This window comes from Methanoculleus sp. SDB, assembly GCA_001412355.1.
Lineage (GTDB): Archaea > Halobacteriota > Methanomicrobia > Methanomicrobiales > Methanomicrobiaceae > LKUD01.
Genome location: LKUD01000090.1, coordinates 1 through 24,690, shown reverse-complemented (window position 1 = coordinate 24,690; position 24,690 = coordinate 1). Strand labels below are relative to the sequence as shown.

The window sequence follows — 24,690 nt, the reverse complement described above, 5'->3', positions numbered from 1 at the left end:
GGAGATATCCGGTTTATTTCGACTCCCAGCGCTCGTTAAACGTTATATCGGCGACATCCTTCTTCTCGACGATTTTAATTTCCGCAGGATAGCCGGCAGGGATGAGGGAAATGAGCGAATATCCTTCGGGAACATTGAGGAGGGTGCGGACCGGTTCCGCGTAAGCCTTCTTCTCTCCCGCCACCCAGCACGAGGCAACCCCATGCGCCCAGAGGCCGAGGATCAGCTGGTCGGTCGCGGCGCAGCCGTCTTCGAGGTAATAGGTATGGGAGGTGTCGGAAAAAACAGCAAAACAGGGCGGTGCTTGAGCGATAAATTTGCCGTGATCGGCAAGTTCGGCGAGTTTTCCGAGGGTCTCCCTGTCCGTGACGATTCCGAACAGCCATGGCTGCACATTCATTGCGGTAGGGGCCTGCCGGGCACAATCGATCGCATCACGGATAACATTCGCCGGGATGGGCGTATCCTTATAATTGCGCACACTTCTGCGCCCTTTGATGATAGTAACACCGAGATTCATGATGCGCTATGAGGGAGGCAAATGCAAAAAGCCTTGCGGAAAAATGAGATGGTGCCATCAGAGGACACCCTCCCTCACTTGAGGATTGGCACAGGAAGGGAATCCGCTGCCATCGCATCTGCGGGATTCGTGCGGATTATGCCACTGCGTCCGGACAGAGGCCGGCAGTGCGTGTGAATCCGCCTGTCCCGGGAGAGAGTCTCGCGCGATAGGTTAAAATCATTATGAAAAAATTCTGCGAATGTACAACATATATGCTGTACTTTTCAGAAGGGAGTTATGACCCTGATAAATTCCCAGAGGTTCTGTGCGCCCGCCAGAATGACCGCCTGCGGATCAATTCCCAGAATCGGGAAGAGAAAGATAAAATATGCAAACGTACCGAGCGTGCTCCCGACGTTGGCAAGCGCCGCAACAAGCACCACCCGGAAGAGCGGCACTTTTCTGAGCGTTTCAAATGAATCGGCATCCATTATCGCCTGAAAATCTGCTGTCGACGGTTTCCGTATCTTCGCCTCGGTTATTGCTGCAAACCACCCTGCGGCAATCAGGGGGTTGAGGGACGTGAGCCACGAGACGGCAAATGCCGTAAGCGCCGAGAGTGGATGGCCGCCCGCCGCGAGGGTGAAGGCGGCAGAGAGGGTGCCGTTGACAAGCACCCAGTAGAGGAGCGCAAGCAGGAGAACCTCAATCCCGACACCGGAAAACGCAATCGTGACCAGCAGAGAGGCAAAAAGCAGCACCACTCCGATTCCGATAATCTTCGCCCACGGGAGGACTGCAGGCTCCTCCGTGAGTTTCGTGATCGGCGGAATGGATGCAGGATTCTCGAGGTAGCGCACGATGCCCCGCACATGCCCCGCCCCGACGATCCCGAGCACGCGGTCGTACCGGTGCGAGAGCTGCCGGAGCTGGTGGGCGAGATATGCGTCACGCTCGTCGATAAGGGCACGGGCGCCGTGCGGGGAGTATTTCCTGAACTCTTCGAGAGCCGCCGTAATGACGTCCTGCTCCGTGAGGGTGTCCACGTTGATCTCCTCCTGGCCGAAGCCCGCTATCGATGCGGCGAGGGCAGCCCCCATCTTCACCTTCTCCCAGAGGGACATCGTCCTCCAGAACCGCATGAGAGTAATGCGTATGTCGCGATCGACAAGTGCAACGGGAATTTCGCGGCCCTCCGCCTCCTCGATTGCGACGAGCATCTCCGCTCCGGGCTCCACTCCCACATCCATTCCAATCCGCCGCTGCAGGTACGCGAGGAGCCACTGGACCAGCAGCTGGGAGAAATTTCCTCCCTTCAGCACATCTGAAACCGAGGGTTCGGGGCCCTGGTGCTTCAGGGCTGCAAAGCGGCCGGGATCAAGCTCGATTGCCACGACATCGGGAGAGAACTCCGCCATGGCGGCCTTCACCTCCTCAATGCTCTTCTTCGAGACATGGGCGGTCCCGACAATGTGAATATTACCCATGGATTGGTTTCACTCCCTCGGAATCGATGACCACGGACATACCGGGGGGCACTTCCGCCCTGCCGTACCGGAGAGCCACCTGCTGGTGCTCTTCATCCTCGGCATGTTTCCGGGCAATGAGATCACAGGCAAGGGCAAAGGCCGCCTCCGCCCCGATCACGCCCCCGATTCCGGGACATTCGGAGACAAGGAGTCCGTCGTCTCCGAGCATGAAGGGGAAGGTCCTGCAGATCCACGGGCGGACTCCGTAGATCCGGCACCGCCCGTTCCGGAGAAATGCGCACGTATCGCCGGTCTGCCGGAGGCACCACCCGAAGGTGATCCGGGACCGTTCCGGTCCGTCGATATACTCGGGATAGGGGAGAGCGACGTCGTCCCAGCTGCTTCCGGTCGCCTGCAGGATACGCCGGATCTCCGGCGCTCCGGCCATCACAAGATTGGAATCCGGTTCTTCTCTCCGGCAGCAGGTCCCGCATCCGATGCAGCGGAAACCGATGCGGACAATGTCATCGGCAAGATCGGCAGCAGAGGGAACAGGCATCCGGCATCAGTCCGCAAGCTCAGAGCAGAGCCGGTCAAAATTCTCGTATACAAGCCGCCCGTCAACTGAATGGCTCACCTCGGGGTGCCACTGTATCCCGTAGAGATGGTCATCGGGGGAGGCCATCGCCTCGACACCGCAGATCGCGGAGCGTGCCAGCAGGGTAAACCCGTCCGGCATCGCCGTTACCTCGTCGGCATGGGATGCCCAGACCGATATTGTGGAAGGATACCCTGCGAGAATGGTATCGGGCTCAAGAATCTCCACCGTCACCGACCCGTACCCGCCGCTCTGGCTATGCGTAACGGTGCCGCCGCGGGCGGTGGTAATGATATGCAGGCCGAGGCAGATGCCGAGGACAGGAAGGCCGAGATCGAGGTACTGCGCCGCCTTCCCGGCGCGTTCAAGTGCAGGGCCACCCCCGAGGATGATTCCCCGGCATCCTTCCCTCACCTCGTCCGGCGGTGTTTCATTCGGGATCATCCGTGCATCGATATCAAGATCCCGAAGCATTCTCAGGATGAGGTGATTTGTCTGCCCGAAATTGTTTACGACATAGAGCGGACGCATTTGGTAATTCTTGAACGTATGATGGTAAAGCACTTTGTCATCCGTACCCCCGGATGAAGTCAAGTATCGCTCCCGTGATGGCGATGGGCGAATGCCCCATCAGGGACGCAAGGAGCATCGCCCCCCCCGCGCCCATTCCTTCCTTGACTTCACCGATGCAGTACCGGGCAAGGCCCGCATGCCCGAGGTCACCGAAATCGGGGTCCACATAGTAGGCATGGGCCCCCACGTCCGCGCACGTCGCCGTGAAACTCGCACTCGCGTCATCACGGACATAGGCAGTCGTGGCAAGATCGGGCATGGGCATGCCCAGCCCCTTCAGCACCGCAGCGACAGCGAGCATCTGGGTGCCGCCCGCGAGAACCACCGTGCCACGGTACGATGCACAGATTCCCGCAGCGACGGCAATCATCGGATCGCCCGCAGCACGCACCACATCGAGCGGATCCGCGGGAACGCTGTTTCCGATCCGTTCGAGGACCGCCGTGCAGACCTCGTCTTTCCGGGAATGCGGGTTGTCAACGAAACTGCTCGAGACACGTGCGGGGATCCCGAGGGCCCGCAGCACGCAGAGGGCGGTGGTCGTGCCGCCGGGCACGCATTCCCCGAGCACCAGCAGATCACTGTATCCGGAAAAAAACTCACCGACGAGCCTGCCACGGGAGTACAGCTCCCGTGCACGCGGCACTGCATCCGTAAAACGCGGATCTGCGCCCGGTTCCCCGTAGACATCGATGCACGGGACCGCGGGCGGGTGCACGAGCCCGGCATTCACAAATGCGGGGACAAGGCCCGTCAGTGCGGTCATCGACCGGGTAATCGTGGAGGGGGTCGGGCATCCCGTCGGGGTGTCGGGCTTCACCGGCAGGCTCGTAATCGCGCCTTTCGCTACCAGTTCGGAATCAAGATTCGGTGTTAAAAGCGTCTTTTCGGGCGTCGGGCCGGCGCCCGATATCCCGGGAACGGTGGAGAGCATGGTGTTCGCTAGGACAACGGCGAACAGGGGGTGCTCGAAAGTGAAACGCGGTTTTTCCGATATGAATTGCATGGTCGATCTCCTTCTATACAGCCGGATTGTGTCAGTATGGTTGTGATTCATCCTTATTATTCACGGTTTCTCCCCGCGGGCACAGCAATTCCGGGAGAACTCCATCGCACCCGTACGCCGTGCACCGATGCGGCGTTCGTTAGATATCATTATCTGAAATTTTTACAGATAATACTCTATGTTGGAAATCGAGGAGCGGCTTCTTGCAAAGGGCATCACCGTGCCGGATATCGTTGAAACGGCGATGGCGCTCCGTATCCCCGGGGGATACGGCCCACGCGGGACGGCAGGCGCCCTTGCAGGGACGATCAGTGCGGCGCTGCGCGATCCGGACATCGCATCCCTCCTGCTCGGAGCGATCCTCCTCGAAGACGAAAACTGCATCAGGCATTATTCGGATATCCCGGGGGATGGCGACGGGCCAATCGGGATTGCAATCGCCGAGATGATCGGCGGAGACCGCGCCCGGTTTGAATTCAACCGGTATGAAACGGCGAAACCGGGCATCCTCTCGGCACTCGGGCCGGTTCTCGACAATGCGGTGACAGGCCTGATCGCCGGCTGCACCTCCCTTCTTTCGGAATGCGTATGACATCGCTCCGCGCTCTTTTGCAGTGGACAACCGTGCTCCCGCTCGGGGCTCCGGCAGACTTCGAGGCATTCGCCCGGAGATCATGGCTCTATCCGGCCGCCGGGTACGTGACGGGGGGGATCGCCGCATTGATCGCCATGGCCGTCCCCGACACAGGGATAGCTGCTGCTCTCGCGCTCGCCGCCGTCGTCCTCCTCTCGGGGGGAAACCACCTCGACGGCCTCCTTGATTTCGGTGACGGAATGATGGCGCATGGGGGCAGGGACGTGCGTATCAGGGCGCTTACCGATCGGCAGATCGGCACGGGCGGCGTGGCTGCCGGCATTCTCCTGTACCTGGTAGCCTACGCAGGCCTCTCAGCGGGCCCCTCGGTGCCGTATGCCATTCTTGCAGGGGAAGTGTTGTCCAAAGGGGCGATGGCGGTACTGACGGTAACAGGCACTCCGTTCAGGAAGGAGGGGATCCACCACTTCCTTCACGTTAGGGCCCGGGTGTATTTTCTGCCTCTCGCCGTCCTCCTCTGCCTCCCTCTTCTGGCAACAGGCATCCCGTTAGTGCGGCTTGCATCAGGATTCGCAGCCGCTGCGTTCGTTACCGGCGGCATGCAGATTCTTGCCAGACGGCTTTTCGGGGGAGTCAATGGTGATGTGGTGGGTGCAACCCACGACATTGTCCGCGCCGCGGTCATCCTCGTGTTCGCCTTCGCGTGATGCAACTACGGTTTTATCATTCTCAAGTCCCATGTACCAGCAATGATACGGGATTACGGCATCCACATGAAAGGGGGCGTCATCACCGAACGGGACGCCGACTATTGCACCATACGGGTCCGGCTGCCCGCCGGGATTCTCTCGATTGACCAGATGCGCGGGATTGCACGTATCGCCAAGAAATACCAGGCAGGGGAGGTGCACCTCACGACACGGCAGACTATCGAGATTCCCCATGTCGATCACCGTCTTCTCGCAAAAATTGCCCGGGATCTCAGTAAAAACGGCACACCAATCGGATCGGAGCGGGACGAGATCGTCAATATCACGGCATGTCCCGGCACCGATCGGTGCAAGTACGCCAATATCGATACCATCGGGCTCGCCCGTACCCTCGACTCCCGGCTTTTCGGGAAAGAAATGCCCGTCAAGGTACGGATTGCCCTCTCGGCATGCCCCTATGCATGCACGAGCCCCATACTCAACGAAATAGGAGTGACCGGGCGGATCAAGCCAGTCCGCACCCCGGGCCTCTGCACGGGATGCGGAACCTGCGTCGAATACTGCAAGGAATGCGCCATCAGCATCAGAAACGGCATCAGCTACGTTGACGAGAGTAAATGCATCCTTTGCGGGGTCTGTGTCCAGTCATGTCCTTTCGACCTTCTCACAACCGAGGACGCACATTATCTCATTACGGTGGGGGGGCGCCGGGGACGCCACCCGAAACTCGGGCGTGAGCTCGTGGAAGTGGCGACGGCGGAAGAAACGGTCGCCATCATCGAGCGTATCGTCTACTGGATATACCGCCGTGCCTGGAGCGGACGGCTGCTCTCCGACCAGCTCGACGACATCAACTTCGACGCATTCAAAAAGGAGATACTGGAGGATGTGAAAACGAAACCAGAAAAATAGCCGGTTTTTCAGTACTCGTACATCGTCCTGAATCCTTCATTGCCGTCATCGTCGCACTCAATCGCGCTGCCGTCACGGATAAGCGTATTGTACATGATAAGTGCTTCCTGCAGTGCTTCGTCCGGGGCGCGCCCCCGTTTTACTTCCTCCATCCTTTTCCGGAGAGGGGACGGCATGGCCCGTTTTCCGACTCTGACTCCGGCACAGTGGATGCAGGCATTGCACTTGCGGTACACCGACACCCAGCCGTCGGCACATTCGACAAGGACATCATCCTTCCCCTCCGGACGCGTAAATGGCAATGTTTTCATGGTACAACTATAGGTACCGGGAACAAATAAGAGCATGCCGATTACCGGCAAACGCCCGATAATGCAGAGTTTTTTCCCAAGAGAAATGCTTTATATAGCATGCTTTCCAATATATGATACTCGTATCAATACGATCGGGACGTCTGCGACCGTCCCGAAGGTAATTAGTAACAGGAGGACAGGATTATGGCATCAGATAAGCCTCACATGAATCTGGCCGTCATCGGACATATTGACCACGGAAAGTCAACAACAGTCGGCCGTCTGCTTTTTGAAACCGGCGCCGTACCGCCGCACATCATCGAAAACTATCGAAAAGAAGCGGAATCAAAAGGAAAGGGTTCCTTTGAGTTCGCATGGGTCATGGACAACCTCAAAGAGGAGCGCGAGCGCGGTATCACGATCGACATCGCCCACAAGCGGTTCGACACGCCGAAGTTCTATTTCACCATTGTGGACTGTCCCGGTCACCGCGACTTCGTCAAGAACATGATCACCGGCGCATCCCAGGCCGATGCAGCACTGCTCGTTGTCGCCGCACCCGACGGTGTCATGGAGCAGACCAAGGAGCACGTGTTCCTTGCCCGGACGCTCGGCATCAACCAGCTCATCATCGGCATCAACAAGATGGATGCCTCCAAGTACGAAGAGAAGCGCTACAACGAGGTGAAGGAGCAGCTTTCACAGCTCATCAAGATGGTCGGATACAACCCCGCAAACATCCATTTCATCGCAATGAGCGCATTCGCCGGCGACAACATCTCCAAGAAGAGCGACAATACTCCCTGGTACAAGGGTCCGACCCTGCTTGAGGCGCTCGACACGCTCGAAGCACCCGAGAAGCCCACAAGCCTGCCGTTCCGTCTCCCCATCCAGGACGTGTACTCCATCTCCGGTATCGGAACGGTCCCCGTCGGCCGTGTCGAGACGGGCATCATGAAGAAGGGGATGAAGGTCTCCTTTATGCCCGCCAACAAGGAAGGAGAGATTAAGTCCATCGAGATGCACCACGAAGAGCAGCCCGAAGCACTGCCCGGCGACAACGTCGGTTTCAACGTGCGGGGTATCGGCAAGGGCGACATCCGCCGCGGCGACGTCTGCGGTCCCGCCGACGTTCCCCCCACGGTGGCCGAGGAGTTCACCGCGCAGATCGTCGTTCTCCACCACCCGAGCGCCCTGACCGTCGGGTACACCCCGGTCTTCCACTGCCACACCGCACAGATCGCATGCACGTTCGTCGAGCTCCAGAAGAAGCTCGACCCCCGCACCGGCCAGGTCAAGGAAGAGAACCCCACGTTCCTGAAAACCGGCGATGCCGCGATCGTCAAGCTCCGGCCCACGCGCCCGATGGTCATCGAGAAAGTGAAGGAAATCCCGCAGCTCGGACGGTTCGCCATCCGTGATATGGGATCCACTATCGCTGCCGGCATGTGCATTGACATCGACGCCAAGCAGATGAGATAATCCCCTCCCGATACTTTTTAGGTGACCACCAATGCAAAAAGCCAGAATACGCCTCACCGGCACCGATTTTCAGAAAGTAGAAATGGTCTGTGACCGCATACGAGAGATTGCAGAGCGTACAGGCGTGAATCTGGCAGGCCCGATTCCGCTTCCCACCAAGCGCATGGTCATTCCTATCCGCAAAAGCCCGGATGGGGAGGGAACCGCCACATGGGATCGCTGGCAGATGCGCGTGCACAAGCGGTTGATTGACATGGACGCAGACGAGCGTGCCCTCCGGCAGCTGATGCGAATCCAGGTGCCCAAAGACATAGGCATCGAGATCGTACTCGAGAGTTGAGGCGCGGCGTGACAGCCGCGGTATTTACCCGAATACTACGTTCACACCTCTCATATGAGAGGATTTTTCTTCTTCTCTTCCTGATTGCCCTGATTGCACGGTTTACGCTCCTCGATCTCAAGCTGTTTCATCACGACGAGGCGGTGCATGCATGGTTCTCGTGGCGCCTCCAGACGCTGGGCACCTACAGCTATGATCCCGTCTATCACGGGCCGTTTCTCTACTATGTGACCGCCGGGATGTTTTCCCTCTTCGGAACATCGGATCTCGTCGGTCGGATCATTCCCGCCCTCGCGGGCGCACTGCTCATTCCGCTCGTCTACCCGATCTACAGGCTCGGGTATATCGGCGGGCGGCAGGCAGTCGGTGCGGCACTCTTTCTTGCTGTTTCACCAGATATGGTCTATTTCTCGCGTTTTCTCAGAAATGACATATTTATCGTGTTCTTTTCACTCGTACTGCTTGTCGCCGCCCTGTACTATTTTGAACGGGGGGAGAGGAAGTACCTTATAATCGGTGCCGCTGCTGCAGGGCTCGGAATGTGTGCAAAGGAAAACATGCCTATTGTTATCGCGACATTCGGCTCATACCTCGTGTACGCGGTATGGCGCCGCACCCTCATCCTGCCCCGCCGGTGGAAGGCGGACCTTGTTATCGGCATCATGGTTGCCGCCGGCATCATGGTGGTCTTCTATTCGTCGTTTCTGCAGCACCCGGAGATCCTCGCCGACGGGTGGCTCCGGGCAATCGAGCACTGGACCTCGATGCACCAGCAGCAACGGCTCGGCGGGCCGCCGTATTTTTACCTGCTCCTCTTCGTGCTCTATGAACTTCCGGTGCTGCTGCTTGCAGGCTGTGCCGTCCTGCAGTTCCTCATGTCGCCTGCACGCGGACAGCCGGGAACGGAGGAGAATATCGGCGGAATCGATGCACTCTTCAACAGGATGCTCCGGGCCAGCCTTCCCGTGCCCGTACCTGCAATGGACCGGCAGAATGAGTTCATGCGATTCTGCATCTACTGGATGATTACGTCCGTTGTCATCTACGCTTATATCGGCGAGAAAGTTCCCTGGCTGATTCTTCACCAGCTCCTTCCCCTGATCTTTGTTGCCGTCTACCGGCTCGACCGTGACCGGTGGAAATCCGTTGCCGCCGCGGGTGCCGTTATCTTCCTCGTGGTCATGACGCTCCACGTGGCATTCACTCCGGCGGACATCAACGAACCGATAGTGCAGGTGCAGAATTCCGAAGACCTGCGAACGATTATGGCGCTCATCGACGCCTCCGCAACAGTTGCAATAACAACCGATAACTACTGGCCGCTTCCGTGGTATTACCGTGGGCAGGCTAATTCGCATATCGCGTACCTCACGCCGCCGGTATCCCCTGAAACGCTCCGTGCACGTGACTTTGACCTGATCATCGCCCACGACCTCGAGAGCTATCCGTCACTTCCCGGATACGAAAAAGAGACGTACCGCCACAGCTACTGGTTCTCGACGCATGACAACAAAGACCGTCTGCTGGCGTATTACTTTACCCGGGAAGGGATAACAGGCAGCGTAAACTGGGATGTTTTTGTCCGGGAGAATACCCCTGCATGCATATAACAGAGCCCGACAAAACGGAAATCACATCCTTTTTTTCTTCCCCACCGCAGTTATCCTGCGGATATGACACACTATCGGAGGAAGTACGGTCTCACGTGCGGGTATTTCATGCACACATGCGGCAGGGTGCCGCCGTAAAAAAGAAAATGATGAAAGGGAATCAACCGAGCTCGTCCCAGCGGGTTCGCCGCCGGTAGAAGAGAATTCCCACGACTGCCACGATGACAATGAATCCGCCGATGAGCAGGTAATTGACCAGCCCTCCGAAATTGGGCAGCGCAAATCCTTCTCCGACTTCGTCACGGAGGGTAAGTGAGGCGTTCAGGGCTGCTGCGGCCTTGTCTTCCGCACCCTGTGCCTGAATACGCGCCTGATTGTATTCACCCGAGCTCTGCCTGTCTTTTGCCAGTGTCAGCAGTGTCTGGGCATTGTCAAGCTGTGTCCTGATGGCGATCACCCGGCTGTCCGAACTCATGCTCCGGTTTACCGTCCAGTAAGTCAGCTCATCGTCGACCTCGTCAATTTTTTCCTGCGCCTGCGTAATTTCATTATCCGCCCAGGCTTCGTCCAGCAGAACCTCGGCTTCGTCGAGGTATGTCTCGGCATTGGTCAGGTATGTCTGGACGGTGCCGTAGGAAGCGGTCTTTGCCTTCGTAATCTCCGTCTTGGCGGCATCGTACTTCTCTTCGGCGGCATTTGTGTTCACGCCGTTCTCATACTGTTCGTCAAGACTGGCACGGAGATTATCCAGATCCTGTTCAACAGCCGCAATACTGGCCTCGATGTCACCGGGATTGATGATCGTCCGCTCGACGAGAGTCTCGCCGTTCGTGATGACAAGTTCGTTCGAATCGAGCTGGCGCAGCCGGAAGATGATCTTTTCCTGTGTCGCGGTTACCTCGGGAGCGTCACCTTCGAGCAGGTACTCAACTTTCACCTCGCTGGACGTCGGGTAGGCAAGGTTCCAGCCTATGATGCGCAGGTAGCGTTTCCCGTCCGTGATGGGAAGACCGACATCATTGACAAGGATGGTATACGTCCAGCTCAGGTCCTCCAGCTCGGTATACGCTTCAAGCGCATGGCTGCTGGGAAATGTTTCGGTGCCGACACTCGTCAGTGTTACGATGCAGCGGACCGTTATCCGCTCACCGGGTGAAATATCCCCCTCAGGGGTTACTTCGAGAAGATCGACATCGTAGTTCACGGCCGCTACCGGGGATATAAGGCAAATTAACAGAATTAAACACAGTATCGAAGCAAACCTCAAATTCATTCCTGCACCCTCACTCAAACAGTGGTTCTACACCCTCGTCATCAAACATGCTTGACCGGCGTTCCTTCGACCTGATGACATCTTCTTTGGTTTCTTTGGCGATTTCGAGGAGCTCCCGGATTCGGGGGGCATCGCCGATCGACGCGAGGACGACCACTGCTGCCACTTTAGAACTCTCGAGCGGATAATCGCCGCCACGGACTTCAACGCCGGCAATATTCTCTTCAACCCAGCTTTTTGATTTTTCCACGCCTTTGCGATCCATCTCATCGGACGGGCCCGCGATGAGGACGAGTGCCCGTTCGGCAGTCGTGTAATCGCAGGGAAGGGTGAGGCGGCCAAGCATTGCCCGGCGGACAAGAGCGATAATCTTCGCGGATTTATCCTCGCCCATCAGCACCTCTTCCGCACCTTCCTTCTTTTTCAGGGAGTCTTTCAGGCCCCCGAAAATGCCCTTCTTCTGCTTGACACGGGGATTGACAACCTCGCTGACCGCATACCCGATGGACGTGATTCCGCCTCCGCGGAGGGTGTTGATGATCTCGCTCGAGTCCACAACCATCTCGCCAACGCCGGTCTTTCCCACCTCTCCCGCACGGAAGAGTACACCGAAACGCCGGACAATTTCGTCGTTTAAGCGCTGATAGGCACTTCGGACGCTTTCCCCCTCGTTCTTCCATGCACTGTTGTCAAAAATGAAGACGTTATCGGATTCGTTTACAAGCGTGCCGAGACTCCTCGCGGCATTATAAGAATAGAGACGTCCTTCTTCGGGTGCGGGGATGATGCCGAGCGAATAGACGGGTTCACGGTAAATCCGTTTGAGGTGCCGTGCAAGAACAGGGGAGCCTCCTGAACCCGTTCCCCCTCCAAGGCCCGCTACGATAACAAACGCATCAACGTCATGGGTGCCCCGCGTATCGATTGCGTTGATGATGCTGTCAATCTCATCGGCGGTAATTTTTGCCCCCGTCACGTTATCGGTGCCTACACCATGGCCTTTTACCACGGTCTGTCCGATAAGTATCCGATCTTTGAGTTCGATATTCTTCAGTCCCATCAGATCAGTTCGTGCGGTGTTAACCACTATGCCCCGAAAATTATTGGTCCCTCCTCTTTTATCCTGCTCTATAAACATATCGACTATTTTTCCGCCAGCCTGGCCGAATCCGATGAAAAAGACTCTCACTGTAACACCATCCAACTGGAATGAAGAAGATACCTGATCTCCTAGATATTAAAACATTTTATCCCCGTAAGTTCAAAAACTTTCTTATGCGCCCAATTTGATTAATATTGAGAATGAAAATCTGCGTTATCGGCGGAGGGCTCACAGGTCTTTCAGCTGCGTACCGGCTCCGGCACGAAGAACAGATCGACCTGTATGAAAAAGACGCAGTGCTCGGCGGGTGCCTGTCGTCCTATGGTTCAGGCGATACCCGGATCGAACGGTTCTATCACCATTGCTTCTCGGGAGACCGGATGCTCCTCGCCCTCATCGATGACCTCGGGCTGACGGGAAGGCTCGAATGGCGAACCGCTTCAACCGGGTACTATGCCGGAGGAACCCTGTATCCACTCACCACCCCGGCGGATATCCTCAGGTACCCGCATCTCGGCCTGCTGGACAAGGCACGGCTCGCCCTTCTCACCCTCCGATCGAGATCCTTCGACCGTGAGGCTCTCGATGCGGTGACAGCGAAGGATTTCATCACCGGACACCTCGGAACCCGCGTGTACCAATCCTTTTTCGAACCCCTGCTCAGAAGCAAATTCGGGGCTATGCGTGATTCGGTTTCCGCCGCATGGCTCGTCTCTCGCATTGCCATACGGTCGGATCGCGGACCGGCGGGAGAGAGGCTCGGGTACCTGGAGGGGGGATTTCACCACCTGATCGGCGGACTGGAGCACCGGCTCACCGCCGACGGCTGCAGGATCATGACCGGCACTCCCGTGACCTCGCTCTCCCGGGCGGAACCCGGATGGGAGGTGAACGGTGAGCCGTACGATGCCGTCATCTCCACCATGGCTCCCCACGAGCTCGCCCGGATAGGCGGGCCCCGGCTTCCCGCCATTCCGTACCAGGGAGCCGCCTGCATGACGCTCGCACTGGGGAGGGATGTTTGCGGCGGAATCTACTGGATCAATATGAAGGACGATGCACCCTATGGGGCGGTGATCGGGCATACGAATTTTATCCCGGAGGAACGATACGGGGAGCACATGATCTATCTTGCATCGTACTTCCGGGGACGTCCGGCTGAGGATGCCGGTGAGCGGATGCTTGAAGACTTCTGCCGGCGGTTTTCCGTCGACCCGGGGGAGATACACTGGCACTCTCTCGGAGTGGAGCCCTCGGCGGGCCCCGTCTATACGACCGGGTACCGCCATCTTATTCCCGGATACGCACAGGACGGACTGTTTCTCGCGGGTATGTTTTCCCGGCCGAATTACCCGGAACGGAGCATGGAAGGATCCGTTCAGGCCGGTTCGGACGTGGCGGCTCTCGTCAGCGGGGTGCGTACCCGGTGACCGGAACGGAAGTGAGTGCGGTAATCCCGGTCTTTAACGACCGTGAAGCCCTTCTCAACGCCATTCCGGCGTCAATCGAGGCCATCGGCGCGATAACCGGGAGATTCGAGCTGATCATAGCAGAGGACGGGAGTACTGACGGGAGCGCGGATGTCGTCAGGGCGTGGGAGACCCGTGACTCCCGTGTCCGCCTGATGCATGCCGACGAACGGCTTGGCCGCGGTAAGGCGCTCGAACGGGCATTTACGGCTGCAAGCGGAGAGATTGTCTGTTATTACGATGTTGATCTCGCAACGGGGATGGAGCATCTCCCTGCTCTTATCGATGCCATCCGCAGGGGATATGATATCGCCACCGGGTCACGGCTCATGCCGGGAAGCGATGCCGTCCGGACACCGTCGCGGAGCATTGCCAGCAGGGGATACAACCTGCTGGTCCGGTTCATCCTGAAAAGCCGGATACATGATCACCAGTGCGGATTCAAGGCGTTCTCCCGCTCACGGCTGCTCTCCCTCCTGCCCGAGGTGAGGGCACCGCACTGGTTCTGGGATACGGAGGTGCTGGTGCGTGCCCAGCACAAAGGATTCCGCATTCTGGAAATCCCGGTGGTCTGGCGGCCGGGGATGAAAACATCCGTCCGTAAAAACGACGTCGTGCAGATGGGATCCGACATCATCCGTCTCTGGTGGCAGCTGTATGTGGAGAAAAATTAGCGCCGTCGTCATCCCGACAGTGCTTGCTGTCGCGATCATCGCCTATATGCTCGCACGGGTCTGGGACGATCTTGCCGTTGCGGTCGCCAGCGCAAGCCCGCTCGCTCTCGTTGCCGCCGTGGTACTCTGTACGCTCGCATGGTGGCTCCGTGGAGCGAGGTACCGGTACATTCTGCAGGGCCTCTCTGTTTCGGTTTCGACCTCCTTTGCGACCGCGTGCATCTTCATCTCGCAGACGGTCAATCTGATCGTCCCGGCACGGCTCGGCGATCTCGTCAGGATGGTGATTCTCAAACACGAGAAAAGCGCCACCTATTCACAGGGACTTTCGTCGCTTCTTATCGAACGGGTCTTCGATGTCGTCATAATCGCGGCTCTCGGCGCGGTCACGCTCCCCTTCGTCGTCAATGTGCCCGACTGGTTCGTAACGCTTATCGCCGCCCCGATCGCAGGAGGCGTGATCTTCGTTCTTATCCTTGCCGCCGCCGGAAAAATCCGGAGCGACCACCGGTGGCTCAGGATAGTGCTCACGATGCTCGACCAGGTGCGGGAGGCGTCCCTGTCGTACGGTGCCCTCTCGTATCTCTCGCTCTCGTCGCTCATTATCTGGCTGGTGGACGTAAGTGTCTGTGCCGTCGTCGCACTGATGTTTCAGGAAACGATTCCGTTCCCGGTTGTCGTGCTCGCCATTGTCATCGGCAACCTCGTTAAAGCTGTTCCCCTCACACCCGGCGGTGTCGGCACCTACGAGCTGTCCCTTGCCCTGACATTCGAGCTTGCCGGAGTCGCCCCGGCCGTTGCGACACTTATCGCGGTCATCGACCACCTGATCAAGAATCTGGTCACGCTTGCGGGAGGAGTCGTCTCCCTGTACGCCTTCGGGGACTGGGCGGTCGGGCTCATCAGGTCGGCCTTTGCCCGGAAACTCAACACGGAGGAACTCATTGAACTTTGAACAGGCCGCTGCCGTCATCATCTGGCTCATCGTGCTCAAACTTCTGCAGGCAGGGCTGTGGCCGCTTCTTACAGAGACATTCCGCGGGAGAGCCGCGGCCGTCGCCTGGCCCCTCTCCCTGCTTCTCTTCACCATTGTCTCATGGTACTCTGCCCTTGCCGGCATCCCGCTCCATGCCGCGCTACTGCCGTTTTGTGCATGTGTCCTGTACGCGGGTGCCCGCGGCTGGTACACGCCGGAGAGGATTCGGCGGGCCCTTCGCTGGGACGGTGCGTTTCTTCTCGGATTCATTTTCATGCTCGAAGTCAGGTTCTTCAACCCGAGCATCTCCTTTGCCGAGAAATTCATGGACCATGCATTCCTCGCTTCCATCATGCGCTCTCCCGTCGTGGCGCCGGCCGATCCCTGGTTTGCCGGAGGAGCCCTCGACATGTATTACTACTTAGGCCACTGGATGGCCGGGGCGGTCGGCGTTGTCACCGGCATCCCGTCATCCGTCGTCTTCAACCTTATCCTCCCCACGGTCTTCGGCATGGCAGCGGTTGCCCTGTACGCCACCGGAGACCTCCTGCTCCCGCGGTTCCGGTGGCTTCCGGCCATGGCCCTCGTTATCCCGAATCCCATGTTTGTCTTCCTCATCCTCACGGGCAACGACGCACCTGCCGTCATGTGGGGGAGCACCCGGGTTATCGAAGCAACGATCAACGAGTTTCCCCTCTTCTCCTTTCTCTGGGGAGATCCCCATGCCCACGTCATCTCGCTTTTTAATCAGGCGCTCTTCATCTTCCTTCTCGCATTCGCGTATAAACGCTGGGGGGATCTCGCCCGACGGGACCGCGTCGTACTCTGTGCCTGCGCGGCACTCTCCCTCGGGTCAATGCCGCTCCTGAATTCCTGGGATATCCTCGCATATGCTCCCCTCACGCTCCTTGCCGGCGGGCTGATCCTGAGGCGGTACGGAGCTGCTTCCGACGGATGGATGTTTGCAGCGGCTGTGCCCCTGTGTGCTATCGCCTGTTACCTTCCCTACTATCTGATGCTGCAGCCGGGCAGCATCAGCGGGATCGGGTGTGTCCCCGTTCCGTCCGATCCCGCCGCATTTTTCATGGTAAACGGAATATTTCTCGGATATTTCCTCATCACCTGTATCCCGGGGATAGTCAGGCGTCCACTCCTGCTGGTCCCGGCAGCGGCGCTCTCGATTGCCGGTTACGCAGCGGCGGCGATTACTGCCGTGCCGTTTTCCTGCCTGCTCGCGAAAAAGCCGGAAAAACCTGCGGAACTTCTTGCTGCAGGGGGCCTCGGGATTCTTATCCTGATTGAACTCCTGTATCTTGCCGATAATATGGGTCCCGCGTACCTCCGGATGAACACGGTATTCAAGCTCTCGCTCGTCGCCTGGATGCTGCTCGGTACCGGGACGCTTCTCTCTCTGGCTGAATGGCTCGGCACGTCATCCCTTAACGCCCGTATTCCCCGGAACGCGGGACAGAGCGCCCTCGTCCTGCTTGTAGGTGCGATCATCGTCCTGCCCGCGGCCATGCCCGATCTCGATTACGGATACGGCAGCCGGACCCTCGACGGATTCGCATGGCTTGAAACGGCCCATCCGGGAGATGCATCCGCGATACGGTACCTCAGGTCGCTGCCGCCGGGCGACATCCTCGTCGAGGCCGTGGGTGACGACTATACGTACTTCTCACGCATATCGTCTGCGACGGGCATTCCCGCCGTTCTCGGCATGCCGTTTCACGAGCAGATGTGGCGGGGCGACGGCGCGGCAGTAGCGCGGCGGATCGCCGACGTGCAAACCATCTACGAACAACCCGGGGCGACCATGTCCCTCATGCGCACCTATGGCGCAAACCTGCTCTATGTGGGTGAACTGGAGCGTGAGAAGTATTCCGTTCTGATTCCGGTCGATGCGCTCGAACGGGTCTATGACACAGAGGGCGTGCAGATCTATCGGATTCCGGCGGAAACAGCACCTGATTCGCCGGATACATGAGCGGACAGAAAAGAGGCGTGACAAACCTTTATCCGTCCTCCTGTTAAAATAATATGGCTGCATCAATCACTGACTGATGAGTGATGAGGGAGAATACGCTACTCCTGAATGAGGTGAGTTATGGCTAAAGTTTACGTAAAATTTGACGTACCTGATGAGATCCAGAATAAAGCTCTGGAAGCACTCGAGATTGCCAGAGACACGGGCAAAGTAAAGAAAGGGGCAAACGAGGCTACAAAGGCAATTGAGCGCGGCATTGCCCAGCTCGTGCTTATCGGCGCTGACGTGGAGCCGGAAGAGATTGTGATGCACCTTCCGCTGCTCTGCGACGAAAAACAGAGCTCGTATATTTTCATCACCAAGCAGAACGATATCGGCGCCGCAAGCGGCCTCGAAGTCGGTTCCGCCGCGGCGGCTATCGTGAAACCCGGCAAGGCGAAGGAACTCGTCGATGAGATCGTCGGCCAGCTTGCCGAACTGAGGAAGTGAGGTTCCCATGGCAGATGGAACGCCGGCAGAAGTCATCGAGGTCATCGGCAGCACCGGCATGCACGGCGAAGCCATGCAGGTGAAATGCCGCATTCTTGACGGCAACAACAAGGGACGGATCATCACCCGGAACACCGTCGGTCCGATCCGCGAGGGTGATGTCCTGATGCTGCTCGAAACCGAGCGCGAGGCAAAGAAACTCTCGAGAAGGTGAACGATTATGGTCGAAATCTACAAATGCAGCTTCTGCGGAGACCAGATCGAACCCGGCACGGGGAAGATGTTTGTCAAAAAGGACGGCAGCATATTCTATTTCTGTTCGTCCAAGTGCCAGAACAACTTCCGTCTCCGCAGGGTACCCCGCAAGGTGCTCTGGACCGAGGCCGGGAGAAAAGCCCGCGGCAAGGAGTGATCCAGCGATGGATCGCACCTTCCTGATGGTGAAGCCCGACGGTGTCCAGCGGGGGCTTATCGGCGAAATCATTGCCCGTTTTGAGAAAAAAGGCCTGAAAATGGTCGCAGGCAGATTCGAAAGTCTCCCCGAAGAGCGCGTTATGCGGCACTACGCCGAGCACGTGTCAAAGCCGTTCTTCCCCAGCCTCAAGGCCTATATCATGAGCGGCCCCTGCTTTCTCATGGTCTGGGAGGGAAAGGATGTCGTCGCTATCACCCGTACGATGATCGGTGCGACGAGTCCTGCCGAAGCGGCGCCCGGCACCATCCGTGGCGACTTCGGACTCGAGATCGGTATGAACGTGATCCACGGCTCCGACTCGGACGCGACCGCTGAGCGCGAGATCGCGATTCACTTCCGCCCCGGCGAACTGGTGGACTACACCCGCATCGACGAACCGTTCCTGTACGAATAACACCCGCGGCGGGGGGCTTTGAAAAAGCCCTCCAGCTGAGGAAAAACCTTATTTTTCGAATTCCACCGCAAACAATTATGTGGCGGCAGGTGCACAATTGAGTAATGGACGGGGACATCCTCTCCTTTGCACTGCTGAGCCTCTCGTCGCTCCTCATCATCGTCAATCCCCTGGCAGCAACGATGGTGTACGTTACCCTTACGGACGGGATGGAACGTGCCATCAAACACGACGTGGCAAAGGTTTCGTGCCAGGTAGCCGGTGCCATCCTCGTCACCTTCGCAGTTGCGGGAAGCTATATTCTCCAGCTCTTCGGGATCACGCTGGATGCGTTTCAGATTGCAGGCGGAGTGCTCCTGTTCGGTATCGGTATCGAGATGGTGAATGCCAAGACCTCCCGCACAAAAATGACCGCCACGGAAAAGTACGAATCCATTGACGCGGAAAGCGTCTCGGTCATGCCGCTCGCCATCCCGATGATATCGGGTCCGGGATCCATCACCACGGCCGTCGTATTATCGAACCAGGCAGGTCAGAATAATGTGTTTTTAATTGCAATCGTCATCGGCGCTATCGCCGCAAGCATTCTTGTCACATACGTTCTCCTGACACATGCCGACTCCGTGACGAGCAGGATCGGCCAGCGGGAGTTCCGCGTGATCAACCGGGTGATGGGAATACTCCTCATCGCCATCGCAGTACAGTTTGTCATCAACGGCATCTCCACCGCGTTTCCCATGCTTTCCGGGGGGGTATAAGATGTCAGGGGAAAGAACGCGATTTCTATCGGGTGAACTGCTCACCTCACTCAGTCTTATCGTGGGCGGTTGCGTCATTGCATTGCAGATCATCGGAATAAACATCCCGTTTGCAGACGTGATCCTTGTCGTAATGGCGGCACTCGTGGTTGTGGGAGTTGCCATCATGATATGGTACGGCAAGGCGGGCGAATCGTGGTGAGGCCATGTGCCCTCTTCTCTGCAGCGCCCAGATAAAAAGCGTCTGGAACAGCCCTGAAAAAACCCTTTCCTATGCGGAGCGGGCGTTTACCGTGGCTGCGCGAGCCCGTGCCGACCTGATCTGTTTCCCCGAACAGTTCGCAACGGGATGGGATCCGGCAGCCGCAACACATATCGAAGACGAGAATGGTATCATCGTATCGAGGCTCCGTGATCTCGCATGCCGATACGAAATTGCGGTGCTCGGGTCATTCCGGGAAGCTCATGCACCACTCCCGAGGAATACCGCCATCGCAATCGGTCCGGACGGCAGTATTCTCGCACGGTATGCCAAAATCCACCTCTTCTCACCCGGCGGCGAGCATAAAGCGTTCTCGCCGGGCGAGGAGAGTGCGACTTTTTCCGTTGCCGGCATGCGATTCGGCATCGCTATCTGCTATGACCTCCGGTTCCCCGAACTTTTCACCGCCTATTCCCGTGCCGGTGTCGATGCGGTCCTTGTTCCCGCCGCATGGCCCTGCCGGAGAATCGCCCACTGGGAGCTTCTCATCCGTGCCAGAGCACTTGAAAACCAGTTTTTTGTTGCCGGAACCTGCACGACCGGAAAAACACCGGTGGAGCAATACTGCGGCCATTCCATCGCCGCGGGGCCCGACGGGGAGATACTCTCACGCGCAGGGGACGGGATTCTCTGCATGCTTACGGCACTTGATACCGCCGCCATTCGCGAGGCGCGTGCCGCCCTTCCGATACATTCGGACCGCAGGGATGACATTTACATGCGGATGCGGGAAATACGGTAAGCGTGCGGGGAGATCATCACGTGTTAATCGGCGTTTTGAGCGCCGTACTGCTGCTCGCTCCTCTAATCCCGGACCTCGGGGCATCATGGATCGTGCTCGCCATCGCGGGCGTGTTCGTCGGGTCGCTCGCTCCTGATGCCGATGCGGCGGATGCGGCGATCATGAGCGGACTTTCAGGCGGCAGAGGAACGCTGAGGCAGTTTGCCCGCCATACCGTCATCGTCCTCCCCCTGATAGGCTATGTGATCCGGTACGGCATCTATTACCCCCTTTCCGCTCTGCTCTGGATCTGCACGTTCGGTGCCGTCCGGCCGGCACATCGCGGATTTATGCATTCACTGCCAGGTATCACACTGACGACCGCCCTGCTGCTCGCATATGCAGGAGCGGCACTTTCCTTCTTCGAAGTTCAAGCCCTGCCATCCCTGCTGATCTTCGGGTGCGGATTCTTCGCGGGATCGCTTCTGCACCTGCTTGCCGATTCCTGCACCCGGAGCGGAGTCTGCTGGGGATTTCCGGTAAGCGAAATGCGTCTTGCCGGGACGTTCCCGTCCGGACGCAACGACCGGCGCGCAGATATCTTTGCCGGGCTGCTCGGGGGCGGGGCGGTGCTCTTCCTGATCGCCGGCCCTCTCGGCATTCTTGAGCCGGGAGCCGTGCCGGCAGGCGCCATCCTGTACTGCGCCGCCTGCTGGGCGCTGTTCCTGTATGACACGGGGGTTCGCCGGAGAGGATAAGAAGAGACGTCCCTCTCCCCATCCTGTATTAATAGGTCTCGCGGCGAATAATGATCCATGTACCGTCTTGTCTGCATATCCTGCGGAGCAGACTATGCCCCGGACGCAATCCTGTACCGGTGTGTGCGGTGCGGGCACCTTCTCGCCGTCACATACGATCTGGATTCACTTCATATCGATCGGTCCGTCTGGAATGCCCGCCCCCTCACCCTCTGGCGGTACCGGGAGCTCCTGCCCGTGAGCGGCGACCCGGTTACTCTCCAGGAAGGCGGAACCCCGCTCTACCATCTCACCCGTCTCGGGAAGGAGCTCGGACTCCCCCGGCTGTATGCAAAGCACGAGGGAATGAACCCGAGCGGATCCTTCAAGGACCGCGGCATGACCGTGGGCGTGTCGATGGCTCTGCAGCTGGGGATGACGAGCGTCGCCTGTGCAAGCACCGGCAACACATCCGCCAGCCTTGCGGCATATGCAGCAAAAGCGGGGATTCCTGCCGTCGTCCTGCTCCCCGCCGGCAAGGTCGCACTCGGAAAGGTGGCACAGGCACTGATGCACGGAGCGAAGGTGATCGCGATCCGCGATAACTTCGATAAGGCGCTTGAGATGGTCCAGGAGCTCTGCCAGAGCCACGGCCTCTATCTCCTCAACTCCATCAACCCGTTCAGGCTGGAGGGGCAGAAAACCATCGGTCTTGAGGTGATCGACCAGCTCGGCGGTGTGCCGGACAGAATGGTGCTCCCGGTAGGCAACGCGGGCAATATTTCGGCGGTCCACAAGGGGCTCGGCGAGCTCATCGATCTCGGATTCATCGATCGCCTGCCGATGATGACCGGCATTCAGGCAGAAGGATCACGGCCCGTCGTAGATGCAATAGAGCTGGGGCTTCCCGAACTCGTGCCTGCAGCGCACCCAGAGACGATTGCCACCGCTATTCGCATCGGAGCACCGGTCAATGCCGAAAAGGCGCTCACCGCCATCCGTGCAACGGGAGGAACCGCCGCATCGGTCACCGACGATGAGATTCTCGCGATGCAGCGCGATCTTGCCCGGAAAGAAGGCATCGGTGTCGAGCCGGCGTCGGCAGCATCGGTTGCCGGTGTCAGGAAACTTGTCGAATCGGGTATCATCGACCGAGATGAGACGATCGTGTGCGTGGTGACGGGACACCTCCTTAAAGACCCGGAAACGGTGATCAGACAATGCGAACCGCCGATAGAGATCGATGCCGACGCTGCATCGCTGCTCTCTGTCTTGTACTCCTGATCATATGCGGACCGGCCTTTGCGCTCACGGGGTCCTACGTGGTGCTGGAGAACGGAACCGCCTACCGCGCTACGGTTGAGGTTGCAGATGCCGACACCTATACCTTCGTCGAGCAGGGGCTCCTCGGGGAACGTATCCCCATCACCGTTTCAGATGTCCGGGTTTTCAACGAAACCGGCGATGTGGCATTTGATGACGCGGTTTCCTCCATTACCTTTCCGAAGGGCACCTATACCATCACGTATACCGGCCCCGTCAGGGACAGCACCCTCCAGGCCACCTTCGACCGTCCCTATGATATCGAACTGATCATCCCTTCGCCGTTCCATGTGGAAAATCCGCTTCTGGGTATGGTCAGCCCGGGTGCGGAGATTATCGAGGAGAACGGTACCGTAACAGTGCGGTGGGAACAGGTTCGCTCGTTCGAATCAAGGTTCTACGACCCGGGCAGGGAACAGGCGCTCATCATATTCGGCACGTTCTGGATTGCGCTCTGTGCACTTTTTCTCGTGCCCTATCTTCTCATGAACCGTCGCAGCTAAAAAAGAAATTTATTCTTTTGGTTTAAGCCTGATATCGATGCCGTACCGGTCGGCGTTCTTGTCGGCAATGGCCTGTATTTTCGCGATCTCTTCGGTGTTCGGCTGCGGTTTGAAGAGATGGCGGAAGCGCTTCTGGGCTTTGAGGTACTCCTCAACGGGCTTTCGGACGACTTTTTTGGCCTTTACGACCTCTCCGTCGACCATCTCAAAGTTTACCCACAGACCCGTCTGGATCGCTAGCTTCCCCATCTCGATCGTCTTGCTACCTTCAAATCCCCAGCCTGTACTGCAGGGCGCGTGAATCTGAATATAGCACGGGCCGGGAGTGTTGACCGCACGCTCCACCTTCTGCATGAGATCGTTCGGGTAGGCGATAGAGGCCGTGGCGACGTAGGGTGCACCGTGGGCCGCAAGAATCCGGGGGAGATCCTTCTTCGGGCGGCTATTGCCGAGGGAGTGCTTGCCGGCAGGACTTGTCGTCGTGCTTGCGTCGTACGGTGTTGCACCGGACCGCTGGATGCCCGTATTCATATACGCCTCATTGTCATAGCAGATGTACGTGATATCGTGGCCCCTCTCAAAAGCACCGCTGATACAGAGTATCCCGATATCGAATGTCGCCCCATCGCCACAGATGACGACGACCTTTTCATCACGGCCCTGCATTTTGAGTGATGCCTCCACTCCGGACGCAACGGCCGCGGCGTTCTGGAATAGCGAGTGAATCCAGGGTATTTTCCATGCTGTTTCGGGGTACGGGGTCGAGAAGACCTCCATGCACCCCGTCGAGGCAACGACGATCGTGTTCTTCCCCGCGCCTTTCATAATCAGGCGGGCTGCGAGTGCCGGTCCGCAGCCACCGCAGGCACGGTGACCACATTCAAAAAGTTCGAGTGATTTGTCAACCATTCAGATCAGCTCCTCACGAAGGCCGTAGAACATATCCCCTTTTCCCACCGTCGCCAGAGCATTGATGGCGGCGATGTCCTTCTTTCGCACGTCACGTCCGCCAAGGCCGAGAACATAGGAAAAGACATCGATGCCGCTTCCCCACAGGGCGTCTTTCACCTCAGGCCCGACCGATCCCTTCATCGCAGACCCGAGCGAGACGTTCTTCTCCAGCACCGCCACCCGGGAAACCCCCGAGAGCGCCCGGGCGATCTCCGCCCGCGGGAACGGGCGATAGGACCGGATCTTGAGAAGCCCCGCCTTTATGCCGGCATCCCTCATCTCATCTATCGCATCCTTGACCGTGCCGCAGAGGGATCCCATTGCCACGAATGCCATATCCGCATCCTCAAGCCGGTATTCCTCCACCAGCCCGCTGTAATCCCGGCCGACTAATTCCCCGAATTCACGGCCTGCCGTCACCAGAATATCCTTCGCCCGGTCCATCGCCCGGTCGATGTCGTACCTGAACTCCATGTAATAATCCGGCGTTGCGTACATGCCCATCG

Annotated in this window: 29 protein-coding genes and 1 pseudogene; 20 read left to right on the top strand and 10 right to left on the bottom strand. The window is 58.2% G+C overall.

Features of this window, described 5'->3' with window-relative positions:
* Positions 1-13: 13 nt before the first annotated feature.
* The 5 genes from APR53_01240 to APR53_01220 form a co-directional block, all read right to left on the bottom strand.
* Positions 14-520: a nitroreductase gene (locus tag APR53_01240; GenBank protein ID KQC03353.1), complete on the bottom strand. Its 507-nt coding sequence runs from the start codon at positions 518-520 to the stop codon at positions 14-16.
* Between the two features lie 266 nt (positions 521-786).
* Complete coding sequence (locus APR53_01235; GenBank protein ID KQC03352.1) at positions 787-1,989, bottom strand: conjugal transfer protein TraB; 1,203 nt, start codon at positions 1,987-1,989, stop codon at positions 787-789.
* Positions 1,982-2,530: a hypothetical protein gene (locus APR53_01230; GenBank protein KQC03351.1), complete on the bottom strand. Its 549-nt coding sequence runs from the start codon at positions 2,528-2,530 to the stop codon at positions 1,982-1,984. The genes APR53_01235 and APR53_01230 overlap by 8 nt, the downstream gene beginning before the upstream one ends.
* A gap of 6 nt (positions 2,531-2,536) precedes the next feature.
* A complete protein-coding gene (locus tag APR53_01225; protein ID KQC03350.1) occupies positions 2,537-3,100 on the bottom strand; it encodes a GMP synthase in 564 nt (187 codons plus the stop codon).
* A gap of 37 nt (positions 3,101-3,137) precedes the next feature.
* Positions 3,138-4,148, bottom strand: a complete 1,011-nt coding sequence (locus tag APR53_01220) for a hypothetical protein (protein KQC03349.1) — start codon at positions 4,146-4,148, stop codon at positions 3,138-3,140.
* Positions 4,149-4,326: 178 nt separating this feature from the next.
* Here APR53_01220 and APR53_01215 point away from each other — a divergent pair, with 178 nt between their 5' ends.
* From APR53_01215 to APR53_01205, 3 genes are read left to right on the top strand one after another with little or no spacing between them, the layout of a single operon-like run.
* The gene (locus tag APR53_01215; protein ID KQC03348.1) at positions 4,327-4,740 is read left to right on the top strand and encodes a hypothetical protein; all 414 of its coding nucleotides are present in this window, start codon (positions 4,327-4,329) and stop codon (positions 4,738-4,740) included.
* On the top strand, positions 4,737-5,450 hold the full coding sequence (locus APR53_01210; GenBank protein ID KQC03347.1) for a cobalamin biosynthesis protein CobS: 714 nt from the start codon (positions 4,737-4,739) through the stop codon (positions 5,448-5,450). The genes APR53_01215 and APR53_01210 overlap by 4 nt, the downstream gene beginning before the upstream one ends.
* Positions 5,451-5,492: 42 nt before the next feature.
* Entirely contained in the window at positions 5,493-6,365 is an 873-nt protein-coding gene (locus APR53_01205) for a nitrite reductase (protein KQC03346.1), read from the top strand.
* A gap of 8 nt (positions 6,366-6,373) precedes the next feature.
* Here APR53_01205 and APR53_01200 read toward each other — a convergent pair whose 3' ends face one another.
* Positions 6,374-6,676 carry a hypothetical protein gene (locus APR53_01200; GenBank protein KQC03345.1) on the bottom strand — a complete coding sequence of 101 codons (303 nt, stop codon included), beginning with the start codon at positions 6,674-6,676 and terminating at the stop codon, positions 6,374-6,376.
* A gap of 186 nt (positions 6,677-6,862) precedes the next feature.
* On the opposite strand from APR53_01200, the gene tuf reads away from it, so the two are divergent.
* From tuf to APR53_01185, 3 genes are read left to right on the top strand one after another with little or no spacing between them, the layout of a single operon-like run.
* Positions 6,863-8,140 (top strand): elongation factor 1-alpha, encoded by a 1,278-nt coding sequence (tuf, locus tag APR53_01195; protein KQC03344.1) that lies wholly within the window; start codon positions 6,863-6,865, stop codon positions 8,138-8,140.
* Positions 8,141-8,171: 31 nt separating this feature from the next.
* Entirely contained in the window at positions 8,172-8,480 is a 309-nt protein-coding gene (gene rps10p / locus APR53_01190) for a 30S ribosomal protein S10 (protein KQC03343.1), read from the top strand.
* 8 nt (positions 8,481-8,488) lie between these two features.
* Positions 8,489-10,090 (top strand): glycosyl transferase, encoded by a 1,602-nt coding sequence (locus APR53_01185; GenBank protein ID KQC03342.1) that lies wholly within the window; start codon positions 8,489-8,491, stop codon positions 10,088-10,090.
* Positions 10,091-10,250: 160 nt separating this feature from the next.
* Here APR53_01185 and APR53_01180 read toward each other — a convergent pair whose 3' ends face one another.
* Together APR53_01180 and APR53_01175 are read right to left on the bottom strand one after the other, a co-directional pair.
* A complete protein-coding gene (locus APR53_01180) occupies positions 10,251-11,294 on the bottom strand; it encodes a hypothetical protein (GenBank protein KQC03341.1) in 1,044 nt (347 codons plus the stop codon).
* 79 nt (positions 11,295-11,373) lie between these two features.
* On the bottom strand, positions 11,374-12,552 hold the full coding sequence (locus APR53_01175) for a cell division protein (GenBank protein KQC03340.1): 1,179 nt from the start codon (positions 12,550-12,552) through the stop codon (positions 11,374-11,376).
* 113 nt (positions 12,553-12,665) lie between these two features.
* On the opposite strand from APR53_01175, the gene APR53_01170 reads away from it, so the two are divergent.
* The 14 genes from APR53_01170 to APR53_01105 all read left to right on the top strand — a co-directional run bounded on the left by APR53_01170 (position 12,666) and on the right by APR53_01105 (position 23,233).
* Positions 12,666-13,895: an amine oxidase gene (locus APR53_01170; GenBank protein KQC03339.1), complete on the top strand. Its 1,230-nt coding sequence runs from the start codon at positions 12,666-12,668 to the stop codon at positions 13,893-13,895.
* Positions 13,892-14,608, top strand: coding sequence for a glycosyl transferase (locus APR53_01165; protein KQC03338.1), 717 nt, complete (start codon positions 13,892-13,894; stop codon positions 14,606-14,608). Before APR53_01170 ends, APR53_01165 begins: the two co-directional genes overlap by 4 nt.
* A complete protein-coding gene (locus APR53_01160; GenBank protein KQC03337.1) occupies positions 14,592-15,563 on the top strand; it encodes a lysylphosphatidylglycerol synthetase in 972 nt (323 codons plus the stop codon). The genes APR53_01165 and APR53_01160 overlap by 17 nt, the downstream gene beginning before the upstream one ends.
* Positions 15,553-17,571 (top strand): hypothetical protein, encoded by a 2,019-nt coding sequence (locus APR53_01155; GenBank protein KQC03336.1) that lies wholly within the window; start codon positions 15,553-15,555, stop codon positions 17,569-17,571. Before APR53_01160 ends, APR53_01155 begins: the two co-directional genes overlap by 11 nt.
* A 120-nt stretch (positions 17,572-17,691) precedes the next feature.
* Entirely contained in the window at positions 17,692-18,060 is a 369-nt protein-coding gene (gene rpl7ae, locus APR53_01150; GenBank protein ID KQC03335.1) for a 50S ribosomal protein L7, read from the top strand.
* A 7-nt stretch (positions 18,061-18,067) separates the two neighbouring features.
* Positions 18,068-18,274, top strand: coding sequence for a 30S ribosomal protein S28 (gene rps28e / locus APR53_01145; protein KQC03334.1), 207 nt, complete (start codon positions 18,068-18,070; stop codon positions 18,272-18,274).
* A 6-nt stretch (positions 18,275-18,280) separates the two neighbouring features.
* A complete protein-coding gene (locus tag APR53_01140) occupies positions 18,281-18,472 on the top strand; it encodes a 50S ribosomal protein L24 (protein ID KQC03333.1) in 192 nt (63 codons plus the stop codon).
* A gap of 7 nt (positions 18,473-18,479) precedes the next feature.
* Positions 18,480-18,929, top strand: a complete 450-nt coding sequence (locus tag APR53_01135) for a nucleoside diphosphate kinase (GenBank protein KQC03332.1) — start codon at positions 18,480-18,482, stop codon at positions 18,927-18,929.
* A 104-nt stretch (positions 18,930-19,033) separates the two neighbouring features.
* Entirely contained in the window at positions 19,034-19,687 is a 654-nt protein-coding gene (locus APR53_01130; protein ID KQC03331.1) for an antibiotic resistance protein MarC, read from the top strand.
* Position 19,688: 1 nt separating this feature from the next.
* Positions 19,689-19,889 carry a hypothetical protein gene (locus APR53_01125; GenBank protein ID KQC03330.1) on the top strand — a complete coding sequence of 67 codons (201 nt, stop codon included), beginning with the start codon at positions 19,689-19,691 and terminating at the stop codon, positions 19,887-19,889.
* A gap of 4 nt (positions 19,890-19,893) precedes the next feature.
* Positions 19,894-20,691 (top strand): nitrilase, encoded by a 798-nt coding sequence (locus APR53_01120; GenBank protein ID KQC03329.1) that lies wholly within the window; start codon positions 19,894-19,896, stop codon positions 20,689-20,691.
* Between the two features lie 2 nt (positions 20,692-20,693).
* Positions 20,694-21,428, top strand: a complete 735-nt coding sequence (locus tag APR53_01115; protein KQC03328.1) for a hypothetical protein — start codon at positions 20,694-20,696, stop codon at positions 21,426-21,428.
* A gap of 57 nt (positions 21,429-21,485) precedes the next feature.
* Positions 21,486-22,691 carry a threonine synthase gene (locus APR53_01110; protein ID KQC03327.1) on the top strand — a complete coding sequence of 402 codons (1,206 nt, stop codon included), beginning with the start codon at positions 21,486-21,488 and terminating at the stop codon, positions 22,689-22,691.
* Positions 22,692-22,729: 38 nt separating this feature from the next.
* On the top strand, positions 22,730-23,233 hold the full coding sequence (locus APR53_01105; protein ID KQC03326.1) for a hypothetical protein: 504 nt from the start codon (positions 22,730-22,732) through the stop codon (positions 23,231-23,233).
* Between the two features lie 9 nt (positions 23,234-23,242).
* Here the strand turns inward: APR53_01105 and APR53_01100 are convergent, their stop codons facing one another.
* Positions 23,243-24,142: a pyruvate ferredoxin oxidoreductase gene (locus APR53_01100; protein ID KQC03325.1), complete on the bottom strand. Its 900-nt coding sequence runs from the start codon at positions 24,140-24,142 to the stop codon at positions 23,243-23,245.
* A pseudogene (porA, locus tag APR53_01095) lies at positions 24,143-24,690 on the bottom strand. It lies immediately after the preceding gene.

Bases quoted from the DNA above. Each gene is read 5' to 3' on its own strand.
- APR53_01240 (KQC03353.1), bottom strand. From the start codon at position 520: ATGAATCTCGGTGTTACTATCATCAAAGGGCGCAGAAGTGTGCGCAAT.
- APR53_01235 (KQC03352.1), bottom strand. From the start codon at position 1,989: ATGGGTAATATTCACATTGTCGGGACCGCCCATGTCTCGAAGAAGAGC.
- APR53_01230 (KQC03351.1), bottom strand. From the start codon at position 2,530: ATGCCTGTTCCCTCTGCTGCCGATCTTGCCGATGACATTGTCCGCATC.
- APR53_01225 (KQC03350.1), bottom strand. From the start codon at position 3,100: ATGCGTCCGCTCTATGTCGTAAACAATTTCGGGCAGACAAATCACCTC.
- APR53_01220 (KQC03349.1), bottom strand. From the start codon at position 4,148: ATGCAATTCATATCGGAAAAACCGCGTTTCACTTTCGAGCACCCCCTG.
- APR53_01215 (KQC03348.1), top strand. From the start codon at position 4,327: ATGTTGGAAATCGAGGAGCGGCTTCTTGCAAAGGGCATCACCGTGCCG.
- APR53_01210 (KQC03347.1), top strand. From the start codon at position 4,737: ATGACATCGCTCCGCGCTCTTTTGCAGTGGACAACCGTGCTCCCGCTC.
- APR53_01205 (KQC03346.1), top strand. From the start codon at position 5,493: ATGATACGGGATTACGGCATCCACATGAAAGGGGGCGTCATCACCGAA.
- APR53_01200 (KQC03345.1), bottom strand. From the start codon at position 6,676: ATGAAAACATTGCCATTTACGCGTCCGGAGGGGAAGGATGATGTCCTT.
- tuf (KQC03344.1), top strand. From the start codon at position 6,863: ATGGCATCAGATAAGCCTCACATGAATCTGGCCGTCATCGGACATATT.
- rps10p (KQC03343.1), top strand. From the start codon at position 8,172: ATGCAAAAAGCCAGAATACGCCTCACCGGCACCGATTTTCAGAAAGTA.
- APR53_01170 (KQC03339.1), top strand. From the start codon at position 12,666: ATGAAAATCTGCGTTATCGGCGGAGGGCTCACAGGTCTTTCAGCTGCG.
- APR53_01160 (KQC03337.1), top strand. From the start codon at position 14,592: ATGTGGAGAAAAATTAGCGCCGTCGTCATCCCGACAGTGCTTGCTGTC.
- rpl7ae (KQC03335.1), top strand. From the start codon at position 17,692: ATGGCTAAAGTTTACGTAAAATTTGACGTACCTGATGAGATCCAGAAT.
- rps28e (KQC03334.1), top strand. From the start codon at position 18,068: ATGGCAGATGGAACGCCGGCAGAAGTCATCGAGGTCATCGGCAGCACC.
- APR53_01140 (KQC03333.1), top strand. From the start codon at position 18,281: ATGGTCGAAATCTACAAATGCAGCTTCTGCGGAGACCAGATCGAACCC.
- APR53_01135 (KQC03332.1), top strand. From the start codon at position 18,480: ATGGATCGCACCTTCCTGATGGTGAAGCCCGACGGTGTCCAGCGGGGG.
- APR53_01130 (KQC03331.1), top strand. From the start codon at position 19,034: ATGGACGGGGACATCCTCTCCTTTGCACTGCTGAGCCTCTCGTCGCTC.
- APR53_01125 (KQC03330.1), top strand. From the start codon at position 19,689: ATGTCAGGGGAAAGAACGCGATTTCTATCGGGTGAACTGCTCACCTCA.
- APR53_01120 (KQC03329.1), top strand. From the start codon at position 19,894: ATGTGCCCTCTTCTCTGCAGCGCCCAGATAAAAAGCGTCTGGAACAGC.
- APR53_01110 (KQC03327.1), top strand. From the start codon at position 21,486: ATGTACCGTCTTGTCTGCATATCCTGCGGAGCAGACTATGCCCCGGAC.
- APR53_01100 (KQC03325.1), bottom strand. From the start codon at position 24,142: ATGGTTGACAAATCACTCGAACTTTTTGAATGTGGTCACCGTGCCTGC.